16 protein-coding genes are annotated in these 20,648 nt (G+C 46.8%); 11 read left to right on the top strand and 5 right to left on the bottom strand.

Annotated features, from left to right (window positions below; translation table 11 throughout):
• Window positions 1-4: 4 nt before the first annotated feature.
• Window positions 5-1,258, bottom strand: a complete 1,254-nt coding sequence (locus KI743_RS04345) for an allantoate amidohydrolase (RefSeq protein ID WP_285465277.1) — start codon at window positions 1,256-1,258, stop codon at window positions 5-7.
• 237 nt (window positions 1,259-1,495) lie between these two features.
• Between KI743_RS04345 and KI743_RS04350 the strand changes: the two genes are divergently transcribed.
• A complete protein-coding gene (locus KI743_RS04350; protein WP_150868469.1) occupies window positions 1,496-2,242 on the top strand; it encodes a FadR/GntR family transcriptional regulator in 747 nt (248 codons plus the stop codon).
• A 155-nt stretch (window positions 2,243-2,397) separates the two neighbouring features.
• Here KI743_RS04350 and KI743_RS04355 read toward each other — a convergent pair whose 3' ends face one another.
• Window positions 2,398-3,918, bottom strand: a complete 1,521-nt coding sequence (locus tag KI743_RS04355) for an aldehyde dehydrogenase family protein (RefSeq protein ID WP_285465279.1) — start codon at window positions 3,916-3,918, stop codon at window positions 2,398-2,400.
• Between the two features lie 277 nt (window positions 3,919-4,195).
• Here KI743_RS04355 and KI743_RS04360 point away from each other — a divergent pair, with 277 nt between their 5' ends.
• Window positions 4,196-5,956 (top strand): sigma-54-dependent Fis family transcriptional regulator, encoded by a 1,761-nt coding sequence (locus KI743_RS04360; protein ID WP_285465281.1) that lies wholly within the window; start codon window positions 4,196-4,198, stop codon window positions 5,954-5,956.
• A gap of 32 nt (window positions 5,957-5,988) precedes the next feature.
• Here the strand turns inward: KI743_RS04360 and KI743_RS04365 are convergent, their stop codons facing one another.
• Window positions 5,989-6,825, bottom strand: coding sequence for a LysR family transcriptional regulator (locus KI743_RS04365; protein ID WP_285465282.1), 837 nt, complete (start codon window positions 6,823-6,825; stop codon window positions 5,989-5,991).
• Window positions 6,826-6,940: 115 nt separating this feature from the next.
• On the opposite strand from KI743_RS04365, the gene KI743_RS04370 reads away from it, so the two are divergent.
• Window positions 6,941-7,588 carry a glutathione S-transferase family protein gene (locus tag KI743_RS04370; protein WP_285465284.1) on the top strand — a complete coding sequence of 216 codons (648 nt, stop codon included), beginning with the start codon at window positions 6,941-6,943 and terminating at the stop codon, window positions 7,586-7,588.
• Window positions 7,589-7,698: 110 nt separating this feature from the next.
• Here KI743_RS04370 and trpS read toward each other — a convergent pair whose 3' ends face one another.
• Window positions 7,699-8,721, bottom strand: a complete 1,023-nt coding sequence (gene trpS / locus KI743_RS04375; protein ID WP_285465286.1) for a tryptophan--tRNA ligase — start codon at window positions 8,719-8,721, stop codon at window positions 7,699-7,701.
• A gap of 261 nt (window positions 8,722-8,982) precedes the next feature.
• Window positions 8,983-10,311, bottom strand: a complete 1,329-nt coding sequence (locus KI743_RS04380) for an anaerobic C4-dicarboxylate transporter (RefSeq protein ID WP_150897051.1) — start codon at window positions 10,309-10,311, stop codon at window positions 8,983-8,985.
• Between the two features lie 423 nt (window positions 10,312-10,734).
• On the opposite strand from KI743_RS04380, the gene KI743_RS04385 reads away from it, so the two are divergent.
• The 8 genes from KI743_RS04385 to guaD all read left to right on the top strand — a co-directional run bounded on the left by KI743_RS04385 (window position 10,735) and on the right by guaD (window position 20,577).
• Window positions 10,735-11,394, top strand: a complete 660-nt coding sequence (locus tag KI743_RS04385) for an HAD family phosphatase (protein WP_285407086.1) — start codon at window positions 10,735-10,737, stop codon at window positions 11,392-11,394.
• Between the two features lie 194 nt (window positions 11,395-11,588).
• Window positions 11,589-12,215, top strand: a complete 627-nt coding sequence (locus KI743_RS04390; RefSeq protein ID WP_285465415.1) for an HD domain-containing protein — start codon at window positions 11,589-11,591, stop codon at window positions 12,213-12,215.
• Between the two features lie 65 nt (window positions 12,216-12,280).
• Entirely contained in the window at window positions 12,281-12,967 is a 687-nt protein-coding gene (locus KI743_RS04395) for a DNA-3-methyladenine glycosylase I (protein ID WP_150868454.1), read from the top strand.
• Between the two features lie 232 nt (window positions 12,968-13,199).
• The gene (locus tag KI743_RS04400; RefSeq protein ID WP_032553512.1) at window positions 13,200-13,934 is read left to right on the top strand and encodes a GntR family transcriptional regulator; all 735 of its coding nucleotides are present in this window, start codon (window positions 13,200-13,202) and stop codon (window positions 13,932-13,934) included.
• 421 nt (window positions 13,935-14,355) lie between these two features.
• A complete protein-coding gene (xdhA, locus tag KI743_RS04405) occupies window positions 14,356-15,801 on the top strand; it encodes a xanthine dehydrogenase small subunit (protein WP_285465289.1) in 1,446 nt (481 codons plus the stop codon).
• The gene (gene xdhB / locus KI743_RS04410) at window positions 15,794-18,184 is read left to right on the top strand and encodes a xanthine dehydrogenase molybdopterin binding subunit (RefSeq protein WP_285465290.1); all 2,391 of its coding nucleotides are present in this window, start codon (window positions 15,794-15,796) and stop codon (window positions 18,182-18,184) included. The genes xdhA and xdhB overlap by 8 nt, the downstream gene beginning before the upstream one ends.
• 120 nt (window positions 18,185-18,304) lie before the next feature.
• The gene (gene xdhC, locus KI743_RS04415; protein WP_285465291.1) at window positions 18,305-19,183 is read left to right on the top strand and encodes a xanthine dehydrogenase accessory protein XdhC; all 879 of its coding nucleotides are present in this window, start codon (window positions 18,305-18,307) and stop codon (window positions 19,181-19,183) included.
• A gap of 59 nt (window positions 19,184-19,242) precedes the next feature.
• The gene (gene guaD / locus KI743_RS04420; protein WP_285465293.1) at window positions 19,243-20,577 is read left to right on the top strand and encodes a guanine deaminase; all 1,335 of its coding nucleotides are present in this window, start codon (window positions 19,243-19,245) and stop codon (window positions 20,575-20,577) included.
• Window positions 20,578-20,648 lie beyond the last annotated feature (71 nt).

Genomic DNA, 20,648 nt, shown 5'->3' on the forward strand with positions numbered 1-20,648 from the left:
TCGTTTATTTTTGTTCTGCTTTCATCAATAGACAGAAGTGGTTTAACACTTCGACTGCAGCAACCAAATCTTGTTGAAGAATGGCTTCGTCTGGGTGGTGGCTAATGCCATCAGTACAACGCATAAACAGCATTGCGATATCGGTGAGCTTACTCACCGCCAAGCCGTCATGGCCTGCACCGCTGTATAGGTGTTTCGGTGTGATACCCGACAAACTTACCGCGTTGCTTAAAACTGACGATAAGGAATCAGCACAAGTCACAGCTGATTGCTCATAAGTCTGTTCATGACGGTAAGCCAAGTTGTATTGATTCATCAGGCTATCGATATCTGCCAACATCTCTTCTCGCGCTTTAACACGAGAAGCGTCATTTGGTGAACGAAGCTCAATGGTAATGTCTGTTTGTTGAGGGATAACGTTGACGCCATTCGGATAGTTAGCAATTTTGCCTACAACACCGACTAGGTCTTCTTCTCGCTTACAAAGCTGATCAAACATGTGGATCACTTGAGCAGCACCTACCAACGCATCTTGGCGTAGGTTCATTGGTACTGTGCCTGCATGGCTCGCTTTGCCAATGATCGACAAGGCATGGCGCTCAATCCCAGTCATTGCCGTCACTACCCCTACAGGTAAGTTGGCTTGCTCTAACTGCGGACCTTGCTCAATGTGCAGTTCAACAAAACCAAGCACATTGTCTTTCTCATATGCGTCTTCACTAATGAGGTCTGGGTTACATCCAAAAGACACCAAAGCATCTCGCATGCTTACGCCGTTTGCATCTTCTGCTGTCAACATCGCAGGATCGAAGATGCCTGAAATCGCTTTTGAGCCTAAAAGTGTCGATTGAAAGCGCGTGCCCTCTTCGTCACTAAAAGCAATCACATCAATATGAAACGGGAACTCTAACTGGTTGTTATGAAAGTAATTAACCAGTGCGATTGGCAGTATTACGCCAAGGATCCCATCATATTTACCCCCATTAGGCACCGTATCTTGGTGTGAGCCAAAGATCAGTGTCTTAGCGTCTGGGTTAGTACTTGGGTAACGACCAATTAAGTTCGCCGCGTTGTCCATTCGAACTTCCATACCAGACATTGTCATCCAGTCATGCAGCTTTCGGTTTGCCTCTTCATGCTCTTTAGACGCACATAAACGCGTAACCCCTTCTTTATCGGGAGCGGATGTTTGGCTGCATTGAGCAATAGACTCTAGCCATTCCCACGTTAAGCTGGCGGTTTCTTCGAATTTACCCATCTAAAATCATTCCATTCTGATCATGTACACACAGGCAATTTATCATGATAAATATCAAATAAAAGCTATTTATCATGATAAATAAATATTTTGTGACTAAGATTCGATCAATAATCGGAGTGTTTCATAACTCAACACTCCGATTTTTCCGGGGTTTTTAGGGTAAGAAAACAGGTGACATTCAGAGGAATTCCGTCAGAATTCAATAGGTACGGATAACACCCTAGCGAGGATAATGTGGCAAAAAGCGCGAAGAGACGTAGAACACAAGAATTAGCAGAATCGATCAAGAACTGGATCGTCGAACAAGCACTTCAGCCTGGGGATCGTTTACCTAACGAGCTTGAGGTTATGGAGAAGTTTGACGCTTCAAAAGGAACGGTTCGTGAAAGTATGCGAATCTTGGAAGCGCAAGGCATTTTGTCGACCAAAACCGGCCCGAATGGCGGTGTGTTCGTGAGTGAGATGAGCGAAAACAAGGCGCAATCGCTCTTAAGTAACTACCTGTTTTTTAAGAATACTTCGATATCAGATTTATACCAAATGCGCTTGTCGCTTGAGCCGGAGATTGCGGCTTCTCTCGCGGGAAGACTAAGCACATCACAACTGCAGGCACTAAGCGACCAAATCGACAAGTATCAAACGCCACCAGAAGATATCTATCAAGAGCGCGAACACCACATCGCATCGCTAGAGTTCCACAGCTTACTGGCGAGCTATTCAGATAATGAACTATTAAAGTTTGTGGTACGTTTTACCGCGCAAATGCTTACTGAACTGACGATTTATCACAAGCTTTACGAACCAGGGAACCACAAACTGTGGCGTACCGGTGTGCAAAGCCAACGCGACCTTGTGCAAGCGCTGAGCAAAAGTGACGCAGTAAAAGCAAAACAAATCATGCAGCAACATATGCTGACAGCGCACCAGCTTATGATTAAGCAAGAAGCGCAAATAGCTAACAGCTTTATCGCCGAAGAGTAAGTCCAAGCGCGTTCAACCTACCTAGCACATCTCGCACACACTAAAAAACGCCAAGCTCATAAGAACTTGGCGTTTTGCTTTTCACTTTACTTAGATTGTTTTAGCCAACTCGTTGCTAGTGAATACTTGATTGAGAGTTCTAAAGAACATCTATTTTAGAAGAAGCCTAGCGGATTGGTATCGTAGCTAATCAGCAGGTTCTTGGTGTTTTGGTAATGATCGAGCATCATCTTATGTGTCTCACGGCCGATGCCTGATTTCTTATATCCACCAAACGCTGCATGCGCTGGATAAGCGTGGTAGCAGTTCACCCAAATACGGCCAGCTTCGATATTACGACCCATGCGGTAAGCAAGATTGGCATCACGCGTCCATACACCTGCACCCAAACCATATTCGGTATCGTTGGCAATCTCTAGCGCTTCAGCCTCATCTTTAAAGGTAGTCACCGCGATAACTGGGCCAAAGATCTCTTCTTGGAAGACACGCATCTTGTTGTTGCCTGCGAGCATGGTTGGTTGAATGTAGTAACCATTACCCAGGTCGTCTGGCTGCTGCGCAATCTCACCACCAGTCAGGACTTTCGCACCCTCTTGGCGACCAATCTCTAGATAGCTAAGAATCTTATCGAACTGCTCTTGAGAGGCTTGTGCGCCAACCTGAGTGTCAGTATCTAGTGGGTTGCCTTGCTTGATGGTTTGAGCACGCTCGACCACTTTAGCGATAAACTTGTCGTATACCGATTCATGAATCAGCACACGCGAAGGACAGGTACATACCTCACCTTGGTTAAAGAACGCCAAAAGCATACCTTCAACACACTTATCTAGGTATTCATCTTCATGATCAAAGATGTCTGGGAAGTAGATGTTTGGAGACTTACCACCCAGTTCTACGGTTGATGGGATCAAACTTTCAGCCGCACATTTTAGAATATGATGACCAACCTCAGTTGAGCCTGTAAATGCTAACTTAGCAATGCGATCGCTCGTCGCTAGGGCTTGCCCCGCTTCACTACCGAAACCATTAACAATGTTAACCACGCCCGCAGGTAGAAGATCTGCAATCTTTTCCATCAATACTAAGATTGAAGTCGGCGTTTGCTCTGCAGGTTTCATCACCACACAACAACCTGCCGCCAGTGCTGGTGCTAGTTTCCAAGCTGCCATTAGAATCGGGAAGTTCCAAGGGATGATCTGACCAACTACACCAATTGGCTCTGGGAAATGGTAGCTAGCGGTGTTTGAATCAAGCTCGGCTGCACTGCCTTCTTGCGCGCGAATACAGCCAGCGAAGTAACGGAAATGGTCAACAACCAATGGGAGATCTGCTGCTAAGGTTTCTCGGACTGGTTTGCCGTTTTCCCAAGTCTCTGCAACGGCCAACTCTTCTAGGTTCGCTTCAATTCGGTCGGCAATTTTAAGTAGGATGTTCGAGCGTTCAGCAACACTGGTCGCCGCCCAACTTGCACGCGCTGCATGTGCTGCGTCTAGTGCTAACGAGATGTCCGCTTCTGACGAGCGCGCTACTTGACAGTAAACTTGTCCATTGACCGGAGAGCTATTGTCAAAGTATTCGCCAGACGTAGGCTTTACCCACTCCCCTCCAATAAAGTTGTCGTACTGAGCCTTAAAATTGACGACTGCATTGTCACTGCCAGGCTGTGCGTAAATCATAGTGAGATCCTTCTGTGATTGTCTAAGTATTTGAATATTCGCCATGTCATGTTCATGGTTTCTGTTTAAAACACTGTCATTTCGTGTTTTGTTCACATACCTAACAACGCAAGTCACACGCCAACATCGAAAATCTTGTTGTTAATAATTTGTAAAACTATGATTACCAAACGTTTACAACCAGTGGTGAGTTGGAATTGAATCGTCGTACGGAGATTGCTCCAGTGTTCAACTGTTCCAAATTGGTACACCTTTACTGTGACAACATGGAACAGTTATGCAGATTCAACACACAAATCCTTCAGAGTGGCTTACTTCATCTTGGCATCGCAGCAGCGAGGCGGGGTTAAAACCCAGAAAACTGCCCGACGACATTCGTCTGCCAAATGCGATGCTCAAAGAGCGTCGTTTTCACTCGTCGCAGCTCATCGAAACCGTACAGCGCATGGCCCTACCGCTGTTTAACCAGACTTTTGCCCGTAGTGACAGTCGACTCATATTGACCGATACCGATGGAGTGATTCTGGCAAGTTGGGGCCAGAAGCGCTTTGAAGAAAAGCTCACCAGTATTGCATTGAGCTCTGGCGCTTGCTGGAAGGAGCAACTCAAGGGCACTAATGCCATTGGCACTGCATTGATTGAAGCTAAGCCCGTGACAATTATTGGCGAACAACACTTCATTCATCAGCACCGCTTTATCAGCTGTTCAGCGAACCCTATTTTTGATCATCAAGGGCAGATGGTTGGCATATTAGATATCACCAGTGAGCAGCAGCAACACGACAGTTCAGTGCAGTTCTTAGTGCAGAATATGGTGCAGTTAATAGAGAACCAACTGCTTAATCACATTCCCCAAGGCTCTACTCGCATCGACCTCGCATGTGAAAAGTCACTGTTGCACAGCGGCTGGCAAGGTATTGTTATCGCCAATGAGGCGGGAGAAGTATTGGCCCACAACCAAGTCGCTTCACAACTATTGGAGCAAGGCTCGATACTTGGTGAAAGCATTGATCAGCTCTTCAGTCGCTCTGAATCGTCTTTTGTATTTGAGAAAAAGAGCCTCAATACTCCCTCACCAAAACGCAGCCGCGCAATCACTGCCTCGTGCGAGTTACACCATGGCGATCAACAGATAGAACAAGCGTGGCAACAAGCCAGCAAAGTCATAGATAAAGGCATCAGCCTTCTGATACTCGGGGAAACAGGTGTTGGTAAAGGCGAGTTTGTCAAAGCACTTCATAAGCAGAGTCAACGCAGCAACAGCCCTTTGGTGGCAGTAAATTGCGGCGCGCTACCGAAAGATTTGATTGAGTCTGAGCTGTTTGGTTACGCGCCGGGGGCTTTTACTGGCGCGAACAAACAAGGTTTCCAAGGTAAGATCCGTCAAGCTGACAAGGGGATCTTATTTTTGGATGAGATAGCTGATATGCCTTTAGAGGCTCAGTGTCGTTTACTTCATGTCTTGCAAGATAAATCGGTAGTGCCTGTCGGTTCTAACCAAAGCTATCAAGTCGATTGCCAGATCATAGCAGCGACCCACAAAGACTTGACCCAGCTCGTCGAAACAGGTCAATTCAGACAAGATCTTTACTACCGTCTCAATGGTTTGATATTCACCCTGCCAAGCCTCAGTCAAAGACAAGATAAACAGGAATTGATTGAAGCCATCCATCGCAAATACGCAGAGTCAGAGCAAACTATCTGTTCGCACCTGATGTCTCTGTTTTGCTCCTATCCGTGGCCAGGCAACATTCGTGAACTGGATAATCTACTCAAGGTATCCGCTTTAATGTCGAGCGGTGAACCGCAACTAAAACTCGAGCACGTACCATTACAGCTCGCCGAACAACTGGCGAATCAAAGCCCTATCACTTGCACTCAAGCGCCATCTAATAACGATCTGCAAAGCACAGTGGAAGAGACCTTAGTTCAAACCTACCAGGCCAACCAAGGCAACATCAGTAAAACGTCGAGGGTGCTTGGTATTAGTCGTAACACCATTTATCGCAAACTTAAGCGACTGGGCATTTTGCAGTAGTCGCTTATGTAGAATTGAGAGCTCTGATAGCCTTAATGAGAGAGATTGAGATCGCCCAGTCGATTTAAAAGATCTTTGTCTAACAGCGGGTGATGTTGAGTACCCAATATCAGAGCTATCTCTACAGCAGGCAGTGAGGGCATATTTTCAAGGATCTTAAGCTCCGGTGGCACGCTCAATTTACCCATCGCCCCAACAGCTAAGCCAGCTCTCACGATGGCGCTCTGAGCCGATGCTGTATTGCTGCAAGCGAGTAATCGATAGGCGGTGCCTTGTTTTGTCAATCCATTAACTGCGGCTGCGTGGTACTTACAATCGGTTTGAAACAGCGCCAACGGCAGCGATTCATGAGCATCTAACTCAAAGTCTTGGCTCGCGATCCACACCCCAACATCATTAGCTAGCCAATAGCCCTCTTCGCTATCAGGTGCGCGCGTAACAATCGCCGCGTCAAGTCGTCCATCATCGAGCCACTCACGTAGCGTGATGCTTGGTTGGCTGAATACCTGAATCGAACAGGTGGGTTCAGCTTCCATCAACACCTCAATAAACTTAGGCAGCAAGGTGTCGTTGTAATCTTCAGGGCAACCCAATCGCAGCGGCTGCTTGTTCTCGTAACATTTCACCTGTTTCAGCGCCGTATTATGTAACGCCACGAGTTGTTCAGCATGAGAACGCAGTGCTAAACCAGCTTCGGTTAGCACAAGGTTGCGCCCCTCTTTTTGGAACAAGGTGACGTTAAGCTCTTCTTCTAACTTGCGCATCTGAGCGCTAAATGCAGACTGGGTGCGGTTTATCTGTTTGGCAGCTCGGGTGAAACTGCTGGTTTCGACAAAGGCGAGAAAGCCCCTTAGCGCATCAATATCCATATCGATTTGGTACCCATCGTTTTTATTAATGTATTACATCAAAATTATCCGTTAGTGGCGCGCAATACAATCTCTTAAGCTAATAGTCAGACAAACTTAACGCAAGGAAGCTTTTATGAAACTCTTCATCGCTAATCAAAACTACTCTAGCTGGTCACTTCGTGCTTGGTTGATTTTAGCTCAGCACAACCTCGACGCCGAGATCACCAAACTGACACTATTCACGCCAGAATTCTACGAGACACTATCAGAGGTCACTCCAACTGCAAAAGTACCAACACTGGTCGATGACAACATTACAGTGTGGGATTCGTTTGCCATCTTAGAATACATCAACGAAGCGCATCTCGATGGTGCAGCATGGCCGGAGTCTGCATCAGAACGTGCCCATGCCCGAGCGATATCCGCTGAGATGCACTCTGGCTTTTTTGCTCTAAGAGAAGAGCTACCGATGAACTGCCGAGCGCGTAGAAAAGTGGAATTAAGCGATGCAGCAAAGAAAGATATTGAGAGAGTGGATACCCTATGGTCTGAACAAGGCGAAAAATACCCTGATGGTTGGCTGTTCGGTGAGTGGTCCATCGCTGATGCCATGTATGCGCCTCTTGCTCTAAGGTTCAGAACCTATGGTATTGAACTTTCAGAAGCTGCGACTCGCTACCAAGAGCGTGTACTCAATAGCCCTGCCATTGTCAGATGGTTAGAAGAAGCAAGCTTAGAGACAGACATTGTCGAAGAAGATGAAGCAGGTGAGCCGATTTAAGGCTTGAGAGAGTGGAATTTAATGAGGCTCGGTGTGAGCCTCATTGGTTTTGGTCGCAACCCGCCGACGCAGCAAGTTTTTAATATTGCATCAAGATACCTTTGAGACTTTCAGAAGATATTGAGCCCAAAAACATCCTTCACATCGAACAGAACTTTGGCTGTTTTCTCTCTCGAACGCTGACTGCCGATAGATAAGATTTCCAATAGCTGAGCCTTGTCATTAAGATACTCGGCCCTACGTGCTCTGATTGGACGAAGCATCTCTTGTAGACACTCTTCCAAGACTTTCTTGGTCGTGCCATCACCTAGCCCGCCACGTCGATAGTGCTCTTTAAGCTGCTCTACATCATTCTTATCTGGGTGGAACGCATCAAGATACGTGAACACCACATTTCCTTCGACGGTACCCGGGTCCTCCACTCTTAGATGATTAGGATCGGTATACATAGATTTGACGGCTGTAGAGATCTCTTTCTCACTCGCGCCTAAGTTGATGGCATTACCCATCGACTTCGACATCTTGTTTTTGCCATCAGTACTAGGTAAGCGCGGAGCATTACTGAGCAATGGTCTGCACTCATTCAAAACGGTACGTCCTGCTAAACCGTTTACCTTTCTCACGATCTCATTGGTTTGCTCTAACATCGGCAGTTGGTCGTCTCCTACAGGGACTAATGTGGCGTTGAAACCTGTAATGTCCGCCGCTTGAGAGATAGGGTAAGTTAAGAAACCTGCCGGAATAGATCGCTCAAAGCCCTTGTTTTGAATCTCACTTTTCACTGTAGGATTGCGTTCTAATCGACTGATAGAGACAAGATTGCTGTAGTACATGGTCAGCTCTGCAAGCGCAGGAACTTGTGATTGAAGACAGATGGTGGTTTGCGAAGGGTCAATGCCAACAGCTAGATAATCAGCCACCACGTTTAGAATGTTGGAAGAGACTTTACTTGGGTTATGCGCGTTATCCGTTAAGCCTTGCATGTCCGCGACCAGAATCGTCTGCTCATGCTGTGACTGCAAAGCCACACGCTGCTTGAGTGAACCCACATAGTGACCCAAGTGCAGCGGGCCTGTAGCTCTGTCACCAGTAAGGATAATTTCTTTTGTATCAGTGTGTTGATTGGTTTTCATAATGGTATCTCCTAGTAAAAATAAACCGCTACTGGAGATACAAAAGAGATGACATTCTTAGCTACCTACCAGCAGCTTAAGAATGTAAGAATCCTGCGCCGCTCTACTTAGAGCGCCACCAGATAATGAATGATGAAGGTGTAGGATTCGTTTGCATTCATCCAATCTAACAACAACATCTTATAAATTCAACCATCAAACAGATACAAAAACAGCGCCTTAATCAGCGCTGTTTTTCTTGTTAACTCATTGATATTTATATCAGCCGATGAATACCTTAGCTAACACGTAGCCTAGGCAACAAGCACCGACTACGCCAATCAAACCAACAGACATGAATGAGTGATTGAAGTACCACTTACCAATTTTGGTAGTGCCAGAAACATCGAAGTTCACTGTTGCAATGTCTGATGGGTAGTTAGGAATAAAGAAGTAACCATATACCGCTGGCATCAAGCCGATAAGTAAAGCTGGGTCTAACCCTAGACCAAGGCCAACAGGGAGCATCATACGCGCGGTGGCAGCTTGTGAATTCACCACAACCGATACAATGAATAGCGCCAGTGCGAACGTCCATGGGTAGTTAGTTACCATCTCAACGATGCCCGACTTGAACTGAGGCATGGCGTACTGGAAGTAGGTATCCGACATCCACGCGATACCGAAGATTGCGATTGCTGCCACCATGCCTGATTTGAATACCACACCGTTTGGTACGTCACGTGGGTCAGTTTTGGTCGCCAGCAAGATGATACCGCCGAAGCAAAGCATCATCATTTGGATGATCACCGACATCTTGATTGGCTTTTCACCGTCTACAATGGTTCTGATCTCAGGTACCATCGCCACAATTACGATCACCACAATTGAAAGTAGGAAGATCAATACTGCGTTGCGAGCCGACGTTGGTAGCACTTCATCTAAAGAAGTCGCAGTGGTGCTTTCAATGCGCTTTTTCCACTCAGGATCTTTTAATCGCGCTTGGTAATCAGGATCGTCATTTAGCTCTTTACCGCGCTTCAAGCTATACAGGGACAACAACAGCGTACCAAACAGCGTTGCAGGCACTGTCACAAGCAGGATAGACAATAAGGTAATGGAGTGCTGAATATCAGACAGCTGCGCTAAGTAGTAAACCACGGCCGCTGAGATTGGAGACGCAGTAATCGCCAATTGTGAAGCTACAGAAGCAGATGCCATTGGACGCTCTGGACGGATGCCATTTTTAAGCGCCACATCACCGATGATCGGCATAATTGAGTAAACCGCATGGCCAGTACCCAATAGAAATGTCATCGAGTAAGTCACAAACGGCGCTATCAAAGTCACGCGTTTCGGGTTCTTTCTTAGTACCCTCTCCGCCACTTGCAGCATGTATTTCAAACCACCAGCGGCTTCTAAGATGGAAGCACAGGTCACAACCGCAAGAATAATCAGCATTACAGTGACTGGTGGAGAGGTTGGTGGCATCTTAAAAATGAAGACTTCAATCACCAAGCCAATACCAGAAACAACACCTAAACCAATACCGCCATATCGAGAACCGATATAGAGGACGACTAGCAAAAATAGAAACTCAAAATACAACATAAGCTACCCTACCTAAAACATGGAATAGGGATATTTTCTCTGTATGTTCAATGATTTACTTATTACTAGGTCACACTCTGATTGACCATTCTAACGGATTGTTTTTTATCAGATTATGGTCACGATAACAGGGCAATAAGTATCTAGATTGTGATCATTTCTCTTCATCACGACGTCGATTTGTTATGCACGCTGATGTTGATTGTTTCTTTTAGAACGCGGAAATCTATAAAATTAACCCATCAGATCCAATCGTTATTAACGCAATGATATGCATATGAATTTTCTGGGTAATTAAAGGAAAACTTAAGCCGAGTTGTCATAGTTTGGAACGTTTATTCACAGAGCTTTAACTCGCCTAAGTTATTGGGGTATGTCAAAATAGCCGCCCTCAGCAAAGACGATGGTACAAGAACCGCAACTATGAAATTCCAAGCAGCAATTTTTGATATGGATGGCCTACTTCTCGATACCGAGCGCCTGTGTATGCAGATATTCGAAGAAGCCTGCCAAGCACAAGGGGTCCCTTTCCTGAAAGATGTTTACCTCGGCATTATCGGCTGCAATGCTAAAACCATCGAGCAAATATTTCGTAACGGTTACGGCGAAGACCTCGACTACCCAGCCCTCAACAATGAGTGGCGCACTCGCTACAGTGCAATCGTGAAAAACCAAGCGATTCCAGTAAAAGAGGGCGTGATTGAACTGCTAGAGTGGTTGAAGTCAAACAACATTCCAGCTGCAGTTGCGACTTCAACACAACTGGATATCGCCAAGAAGAAACTTGAGTTAGCAGGGTTAGATTCTTACTTCACTTCTCTAAGCACTGGCTGTGAGGTAACGAATGGCAAGCCACACCCAGAGATCTACCTATTAGCGGCAGAACGTCTTGGCGTTGCTCCGGAATCATGTCTGGCATTTGAAGATTCCAACAACGGCATCCGCGCTTCTATGGCAGCGAATATGATCAGCTTCCAGATCCCGGATTTGGTCGAACCGTGTGAAGAAGTAAAAGCACTCGGCCACACCATTAGCCCATCACTACACGATGTGCTGACTCAACTGCAAAAAGATGCAGCCTAGAAGCCTTAAGCTAAACATAATTTGAAGCCGACCTTTGAGTCGGCTTTGTTGTATTTGGTGTTTCAGAAAACGAACTCGATAAGCTCAAACCTCAGAAACTAGAGCTTCAGTACAAAGCCCATAAGATTGCCTGTAAAACAGAGTCAGAAATGATTAGCATGACAACTCAATACCAATCAGAAAAAGAACCGAACGTGCTCGAACAGTTTGAAGATCAGATGCTTAACTTTGCAAAGCAAGAGATGACCCAAGATGCGGCTCATGACATCAGCCACATCAAGCGTGTCGTCAAAACAGCAAAATCCTTGTGTGCCCAAGAACAAGCAGAGCTTGAAGTTGTGTTACCTGCAGCCTATCTGCATGACTGTTTTACCTTCCCGAAGAATCACCCCGAGCGAGCGACAAGTTCAAAAGTCGCCGCCGACAAAGCAATCGCATTTCTCAAGTCAATTGACTACCCCGCTCATCATTTAGATGCGATTCACCATGCAATTGTTACCCATAGTTATAGCGCGAATATCACGCCAGAAACCGTTGAAGCGCAGATCGTTCAAGATGCCGACCGTCTAGATTCCCTCGGCGCGATTGGCATTGCTCGCTGCTTGTTTGTTGGTCAAAGCTTTGATGCTGAACTCTATAATCATGAAGACCCGTTCGCTGAAGAGCGTGATTTAAATGATAGACACTTCAGCGTTGACCACTTCTACGTGAAGCTGTTCAAGCTCGCACAGACCATGAATACCGAATCGGCCAAACAAGAAGCTGAACGTCGCACCAACTATATGCGAGGATTCCTCGATCAATTGGCGAGTGAGGTGTAGCACCCCTTTTCATCTGTCGATTCGTCCCCATATCATTAAAAAATCGAAGTAATTTGGAATCCGTCATGACCCAAGAAAAGTTTGAAACCATTTATCAAAGAGCAGCTCACCGTAAGGGTGGCGAAGCTGAACTTGAGAAGATCGTTCGCAAGCCACTGACCCACGATGAACTGATGCAGATTGGTGATGATCGCTGGCTCGCAGCCTTTACCGAAAAAGTATTTCAGTGTGGTATTTCTTGGAGTGTTGTAAGGAAGAAATGGCCTCAATTCGAAGAGGTATTCTTTGAGTTCGATGTTGAGAAGATGCTGATGCTACCTAATGAAATGTGGGAGCAAAAAGCACAAGACCCACGCATTATTCGCCACCTGACCAAAGTCATGACGATCCCTGCGAATGCGATGATGATCCGCAACGCTCAGCGTGAATACGGCAGCTTCGCTCAAATGGTTGCAGAGTGGCCATCAGAACGCATTACCGAACTTTGGGATCACCTCAAAAAGCACGGTAAACGACTCGGTGGTAACACTGGTGCCTACACCCTACGTCAAATGGGTAAAGATACGTTTATCTTGTCGACAGACGTCGAAGCACACCTGCGCACAACCGGTGTTATCGACAGCGGACGCAACACCAAACGCGCTCAACAAGCCGCAAGTAACGCGTTCAACGAATGGCAGCAACAATCAGGAAGAAGCTTGAGTGAGATAAGCCAAATTGTTGCCTACAGTGGCGGAGATAACCGCGTTTAACAGCACGGCTAACCTCTACTTCGCAAATCATATTGATAAGATTTCATACTCGATGGCACAGTTTTTCAAGCAAGATGAAAACTGTGTCTCAATTGTTATCAGATATGCGCAAACTCTCTAACCTATTGACCTCTGGCGGTAGCATTGTATGGATAAGTGTATACAATATAGATTAATACCAGTGCAATATGCTCAACAATCCCTACTCGACTAAACAAGGGCCTTTATCTCTATGACAGCTCTCAAAAATTCTGTCTCAAAAGGTGTAAAAACGAAAGTAACGGGTCAAACCCAAGATGACGTTGTTTACTGCCATATCTTCGACGCGATATTAGAACAAAGACTGCCACCAGCCACCAAACTGAGCGAAGAAGCATTAGCAGAAATCTTCGGTGTAAGCCGCACCATCATCCGCCGTGCCTTACTGCGTCTATCGTTAGAACAAGTTGTGGTTATTCGTCCAAACCGAGGCGCCGTGATTGCCGCACCAACGGTTGATGAAGCAAAACAGATTTTCAAAGCACGTGAAGTAATGGAGTTAGCCATCACTGAACTTGCGGTTAAGAATGCCACTAAAGCTCAGATCGACGAATGCAGAAAACTGGTCGCGAAAGAGAACTGCGCCTTTGAACAGGGCGACTACGGTTCTGGCCTGCGACTGTCTGGCGAGTTCCATATTAAACTTGCTGAAATGGCAGAAAACGCGCCGCTACTGGCTTTCCAACGTAGCTTAGTTTCACAAACCTCCCTACTGATCGCTCAGTACGAAACAGGTACTCATTCAAACTGTTCTCAAGACGAACACGAGCAGTTACTGGATGCCATCGAGTCTGGCGATGAAGAGCAAGCGGTTGATTTAATGCGCGAACACTTAAGCCATATTCGTTCTAAGCTCAATCTAGACAGCAGCACCGCCTCTAGCGACCTCCATGTGGTTTTCTCAGATCTTCTCAAGAGCAAGTCCTAGTTCGAACGCTTGCTGAACAAGTTAAAATCCTCTCTAAAAGCGAGTTCTATACTCGCTTTTTTCATGCCTAGCACCAGAAACCACACTCTCTCACAACTCATTTCTTGTACTTTTTGTTCTCTTTTCTATCGGATTTTGCACCACAGCCACGACCAAATACTTAGCAAAACCCTCCAATTATCCAAAGATTATTTGTATACATAAAAGAAAATCCATTCACCCCATTAAACCCTCAATTTCCAAATTTACTCAATTAAAAACAACAAATTAAAATCAAAAAATTATTGTATACAATTTTACTCAAAACCTCTTTGTTGCATTTTTGTAAATAAATAGTTGACCACAGGGTCAGGATGGATAATTATTGACCAAGAAGTCAAAAAAATTACACATGGAATATGTCGATATACAAGGAGGTCTCTTGATTACTTTTTTGCTCAATCAGGAAATAAGACACGAAGACAATCTGTCGCCGAATATGACCGTACTTAATTACCTGCGTACTAACGTCAAGAAGACAGGTACCAAAGAGGGGTGCGGTTCAGGCGATTGCGGTGCGTGTACTGTGGTGTTAGGTGAAGTAGTAGACGGGCAATTACAGTATCGCTCGGTAAACTCATGCTTGACGTTCGTTTCAGCTCTACACGGCAAGCAACTGATTACCGTCGAAGATCTACAGAACCGAGATCGCTCTTTACACCCTGTACAACAAGCGGTTGTGGATTTTCATGGCTCACAGTGTGGTTACTGTACACCGGGATTCATTATGTCGATGTTCGCGCTTGGCAAGAACAAGCCTAACGCTAGCAAAAAAGATGTGATGGAGTCTCTAGCAGGCAATTTATGTCGCTGTACGGGTTACCGACCGATTGTTGATGCTGCGATGTCTTTGTCTACAGACCAACCTCTTATCGACCAATTCGCTGAACTTGAACGCAAAACCATTGAAAAGTTGGAGAGCATTCAAGGCACTGAAGCAAACCTTCGTTTAGGTCATCTCACCGCATTCTCTCCAAAAAGTATTGATGAGCTTGCAAAACTGTATATCGCTCATCCGAAAGCTAAGCTGGTTGCAGGCGGCACCGACCTAGCACTGGAAGTTACGCAGTTTCACCGTGAGATTGAAACCCTTATCAGCGTCAATCTTGTCGAAGACATGAAGCTGTGTGAAGAGACCGACACCGACCTTATCATCGGTGCCAACCTTCCAATCAGCGACGCTTATTCACTATTGAAAAAGCACTACCCAGACTTTGGCGAACTGCTTCATCGCTTTGCTTCACTGCAAGTACGTAACCAAGGCACTATTGGCGGCAACGTCGCCAATGCTTCCCCTATCGGTGATACGCCTCCGCTACTGATTGCGTTAGATGCCAAGATCAAACTGCGTTGTGGCGATGAGTCGCGCACCATGCCGATCGAGGACTACTTTATCAGCTATAAAGTCACCGCTCAGAAAGAGAGTGAGTTTATCGAGCAGATCATCATTCCTAAACCAAGCAGCGATAACTTCCGTGCTTACAAGCTCTCAAAACGTCTAGATGATGACATCTCAGCCGTGTGTGGCGCCTTCGACATTCAGGTGAAAGAAGGCAAGGTAACACACGCACGTATCGCCTTTGGTGGTATGGCTGCAACGCCTAAGCGCGCCGCTCGTTGTGAAAATACGTTATTAGGCAGCCCTTGGACAGACGCTACAATTAAAGAAGCGATGCAGGAACTGTATCAAGACTTCGAGCCACTCTCTGATTTTCGAGCGAGCCAAGAATACCGTTCACTGTCGGCAGCCAATATGTTGCGCCGTTACTTCATTGAACAGCAGAACAAGCACAATCAAATCGAAACAAGGGTAACGTCTTATGTCTAACAAAAACAAACAGGCGATGACCCACGAAGAGATGGTGACCATCGCAAAACAAGATCTTAAAACTGGCGTGGGTAAAAGCGTTAAACACGACAGTGCACCAAAACAAGTAACGGGAGAAGCGGTATACATCGATGACCGTTTAGAGTTCCCAAACCAACTGCACGTCTACGCGCGCCTTAGTACTCAAGCGCATGCAAAAATCACCAAGATCGACGTCTCGCCGTGTTACGAATTTGAAGGCGTCGCCATCGCGATTCAGGCTAAAGATGTACCGGGTGAACTGGATATCGGTGCCATCCTTCCTGGCGATCCTCTACTCGCCGATGGAAAAGTCGAATTCTACGGCCAGCCAGTGATTGCTGTGGCGGCCAACGATCTTGAAACGGCACGCAAAGCAGCGCACGCCGCCATCATTGAATACGAAGAGCTGCCAGCGATTCTCGATGTGAAAGAAGCCTTAGCTAAAGAGCACTTCGTCACAGAGAGCCACACACAGCAACGTGGTGATTCAAAAGCGGCACTTGCCAAAGCCAAACATGTGATATCAGGCGATCTCGAGATCGGCGGTCAAGAGCACTTCTATCTTGAGACTCAAGTCAGCAGCGTGATGCCGACCGAAGACGGCGGGATGATTGTGTACACCTCGACACAAAACCCAACCGAAGTACAAAAATTGGTTGCAGAAGTGCTTGGTGTGCCAATGCACAAAGTAGTGATTGATATGCGCCGTATGGGTGGTGGCTTTGGTGGTAAAGAGACTCAAGCGGCATCTCCTGCGTGTATCGCTGCAGTCGTCGCCAGCCTAACAGGTCGACCAACTAAAATGCGCCTACTGCGTAACGAAGATATGCAGCAGACGGGCAAACGCCATCCATTCTACAACCAATACACAGTCGGTTTTGATGACAACGGCGTGATTCAGGGTGCCGATATTACCGTAGCAGGTAACTGTGGCTACTCACCTGACCTTTCAAGCTCGATTGTTGACCGCGCGATGTTCCACTCAGACAACGCCTACTACCTTGGCGATGCAACTGTGGTAGGACACCGCTGCAAAACCAACACAGCATCTAACACCGCTTACCGTGGTTTCGGCGGCCCTCAAGGCATGATGACAATTGAACACATCATGGATGAGATCGCTCGTTACCTGAAAAAAGATCCATTGGAGGTACGTAAGGCGAACTATTACGGCAAAGAAGGCCGTAACGTGACCCATTACTACCAAACCGTTGAAGACAACTTTCTTCCTGAGATAACCGAACAGCTTGAACGCAGCAGTGACTACCACGCTCGCCGTAAAGAAATTGATGAGTTCAACAAGCAGAGCCCTATCTTGAAAAAAGGCTTGGCAATCACTCCGGTGAAATTCGGCATCTCATTTACCGCAACTTTCTTGAACCAAGCTGGTGCGCTTATCCATATCTACACCGATGGCAGTATTCATTTGAATCACGGCGGTACGGAAATGGGCCAAGGCTTGAACATCAAAGTGGCGCAAATCGTTGCAGAGGAGTTCCAAGTCGATGTCGAACGTATCCAGATCACCGCTACAAACACAGACAAAGTTCCGAACACATCACCAACCGCGGCCTCATCGGGCGCCGACCTCAATGGTAAGGCCGCGCAGAACGCCGCAATAACGATTAAGCAACGACTGATCGACTTTGCAGCCTCGCACTTCAAAGTTTCGCAAGAAGAAGTCGTGTTCAAGAACGGTATGGTACAGATCCGCGACGAGATCATGACCTTCAACGCGTTTGTCGAACTGGCTTGGTTTAACCAAATCTCGCTCTCCAGCACTGGCTTCTACCGCACTCCGAAGATCTATTACGATCACGAGAAAGCGCGCGGCCGTCCGTTCTACTACTACGCCTACGGCGCATCATGTTCTGAAGTGATCATTGATACGCTGACAGGTGAGAACAAAATTCTGCGCGTCGATATCCTGCACGATGTAGGGGCTTCATTGAACCCTGCTATCGATATCGGTCAAGTAGAAGGGGGCTTCGTTCAGGGCGCAGGCTGGCTCACCACGGAAGAGTTGGTATGGAATGAGCAAGGCCGCCTAATGACCAATGGCCCTGCAAGTTACAAGATCCCAGCGATTGCCGATATGCCAATCGATTTTAGAACGCATCTATTGGAGAACCGCAGTAACCCAGAAGACACCGTCTTCAACTCGAAAGCGGTTGGTGAACCACCGTTTATGCTAGGGATGTCGGTATGGAGCGCACTCAAAGATGCCATTAACTCAGTCGCCGTCGATGGGGCAATTCCGAAGCTGAATACACCCGCGACACCAGAGCGCATTCTGATGGCCGTTCAAGCTGTTTCAGAGCCCGCGAAGGCGTCTGTCGACACAGAGCAAGAGACGGCGTAGTGATTAACATCATCAAGCTGTGACAAACAGGTAACAAGGACACTCGCCAGTCCGCAGTATTGAGCAGGGAGCTCTTTAGACTGGCGTAAGAAGCATCAAGCTGGAGCTTTTGGAGGAAGTATGTTTAAGGATAATTGGATTCACGAACTGGCAAAATTGGAAGAGAACTACGAGCCGTGTGTCATGGTGACGGTTCTTGAAGATCGAGGTTCTGTGCCTCGTGATGCCGGAACAAAAATGCTGGTCACTCGCGATCGCATCATTGCGACCATTGGCGGTGGCCACCTTGAACATGTTGCGACTAAGATGGCGCGCGAGATGCTGATCGCCAGCGAAAAGTCCCTCAAAGTCGAACGCTTCAACCTTGGTGCTCGCCTTGGCCAATGTTGTGGCGGAATGGCTACTCTGAGCTTCGAGCCGATTGGTACTCAACAAAATCACTTGGTGCTATTTGGTGCAGGCCATGTGGCTAAGGCGCTATTGCACATTGTCGCCACTCTGCCTTTCCGCGTAACGTGGATTGATGAACGCGAAGAAGTGTTCCCTGAAACCTTACCTCAAGGCGTTAAAAAGCTTGTTACTGACGACCCAGTTGGTGAAGTGAAACAGATGCCACCAAACAGTTATTACCTAGTGATGACCCACAACCACCAGCTCGATTTCGACCTTGCTAAAGCCATCATTGACCGCGAAGACAGCCGTTACTTCGGCATGATTGGCTCACTAACAAAACGCAAGAAGTTCGATTTCCGCTTGGAACAGCGCGGCTATAGCCTAGAGCAGATCAACACCATGATTTGTCCGATTGGTATTAGCTCCGTGAATGGAAAACATCCTGCAGAAATCGCGGTATCGGTTGCCGGTGAACTAATCGCACACTATCAGGGACAAGCGCTTGAACAGAAGCGCCCGACCCAACATTATCAAACTGAGGATCGTAACGATCCCAAGCAAACAAGCGATGTAGACGAACACCCTCTGGAAGAGAAAATCGCCTAACACAAATCGCAGACTCCAGTCGCCATAACGTGACTGTAGGGCATTAAAAGGAAGTAAACATGACAACGCAACGCAAAGCTTATCGCGCCAGTATTCTTCATAGCGTGGCCGACCCAAAGGATGTCGGTTTAGAAGAATCATATGAGTATTTTGAAGACGGTATTTTAGTGGTTGAGAATGGCCATGTGGTTGATTTGGGTAATGCCGATGATGTGCTTGCTCGTCAGCCCAAAACCCTCGATGTCAAAGAGTACAAAGATAAGCTGATCACCTCAGGATTTATCGATACTCATATCCACTATCCGCAAACCGGTATGATTGCATCGTATGGCGAGCAGCTGCTCGACTGGCTTGAAAACTACACCTTCCCAGAAGAGAAACGCTTTAAAAACCCAGTTTACGCGCACAAAGTAGCGAAGCTATTCCTAGACGAGCTGGCGAGCAACGGTACCACAACAGCGTTGGTATTCGGCACCGTTCATAAAGAGTCGGTCAACGTGTTCTTTGAAGAAGCTGAGAGACGTAACCTACGTATGATTGCGGGTAAGGTGCTGATGGATCGCAACGCGCCAGATTACCTAACCGATACACCAGAATCAGGCTATGCCGACTCAAAAGAGCTGATCGACAAGTGGCACAATCGTGGTCGCTTGCTGTATGCAGTGACGCCTCGTTTTGCGCCAACGAGTACCCCGGAGCAACTGGCAACCGTAGGGAAGCTGTTAGAAGAGTACCCAGATGTGTACATGCACACCCACCTTTCAGAGAACGAGAAAGAGATTGAGTGGGTGAAGGCTCTATTCCCTGAACGTGACAGCTACCTTGATGTATACGACCACTATGGCTTGCTGCACAAACGTTCGGTTTTTGCACACGGCATTCACTTGTCTGATTGCGAGTGTAAGCGTTTAGCCGATACTGAATCTGCTATCGCTTTCTGCCCAACCTCAAACCTATTCTTGGGGTCAGGTCTGTTCAGACTGCCTGAAATGGAAGAGCACGGAATCCGTGTTGGTATGGGTACCGATGTGGGCGCAGGTACTAGCTTCTCTATTCTGCAAACCATGAGTGAAGCGTACAAGATCATGCAGCTTCAACATAAGAAATTGCACCCAGCTAAATCACTATTCTTAGCCACATTAGGTGGTGCACGCTCTCTTCATCTAGAAGACAAAATCGGTAACTTAGAAGTGGGCAAAGAGGCAGATTTCGTGGTTCTGGATATGCACGCGACTCAGCTAATGCGCTTTAGAATGGAGCAAGCAACCAAGCTTGAAGAAAAGCTGTTTGTATTGATGAGTCTTGGAGATGACAGAACCGTCAGCGAGACATACATCTACGGTGAAAAGGCGTACGACGCTAATTTCAAAGAATATAAAAAACTCGTCAGTTAGGCTTAAAAGCGAGTAACACCTGCTAGGCAACAACGACAATCGTTGTTAATAATCCGTCCAGATTCGCCTAG

This window comes from Vibrio sp. D420a (assembly GCF_030248625.1).
Classification (GTDB): domain Bacteria; phylum Pseudomonadota; class Gammaproteobacteria; order Enterobacterales; family Vibrionaceae; genus Vibrio; species Vibrio fortis_A.

Coding starts and splice junctions, on each gene's coding strand:
- KI743_RS04380 (WP_150897051.1), bottom strand. CDS start 10,311: ATGTTGTATTTTGAGTTTCTATTTTTGCTAGTCGTCCTCTATATCGGT.
- xdhB (WP_285465290.1), top strand. CDS start 15,794: ATGTCTAACAAAAACAAACAGGCGATGACCCACGAAGAGATGGTGACC.
- KI743_RS04360 (WP_285465281.1), top strand. CDS start 4,196: ATGCAGATTCAACACACAAATCCTTCAGAGTGGCTTACTTCATCTTGG.
- KI743_RS04370 (WP_285465284.1), top strand. CDS start 6,941: ATGAAACTCTTCATCGCTAATCAAAACTACTCTAGCTGGTCACTTCGT.
- trpS (WP_285465286.1), bottom strand. CDS start 8,721: ATGAAAACCAATCAACACACTGATACAAAAGAAATTATCCTTACTGGT.
- KI743_RS04395 (WP_150868454.1), top strand. CDS start 12,281: ATGACCCAAGAAAAGTTTGAAACCATTTATCAAAGAGCAGCTCACCGT.
- KI743_RS04355 (WP_285465279.1), bottom strand. CDS start 3,918: ATGATTTACGCACAGCCTGGCAGTGACAATGCAGTCGTCAATTTTAAG.
- KI743_RS04345 (WP_285465277.1), bottom strand. CDS start 1,258: ATGGGTAAATTCGAAGAAACCGCCAGCTTAACGTGGGAATGGCTAGAG.
- KI743_RS04400 (WP_032553512.1), top strand. CDS start 13,200: ATGACAGCTCTCAAAAATTCTGTCTCAAAAGGTGTAAAAACGAAAGTA.
- guaD (WP_285465293.1), top strand. CDS start 19,243: ATGACAACGCAACGCAAAGCTTATCGCGCCAGTATTCTTCATAGCGTG.
- xdhC (WP_285465291.1), top strand. CDS start 18,305: ATGTTTAAGGATAATTGGATTCACGAACTGGCAAAATTGGAAGAGAAC.
- KI743_RS04385 (WP_285407086.1), top strand. CDS start 10,735: ATGAAATTCCAAGCAGCAATTTTTGATATGGATGGCCTACTTCTCGAT.
- KI743_RS04365 (WP_285465282.1), bottom strand. CDS start 6,825: ATGGATATTGATGCGCTAAGGGGCTTTCTCGCCTTTGTCGAAACCAGC.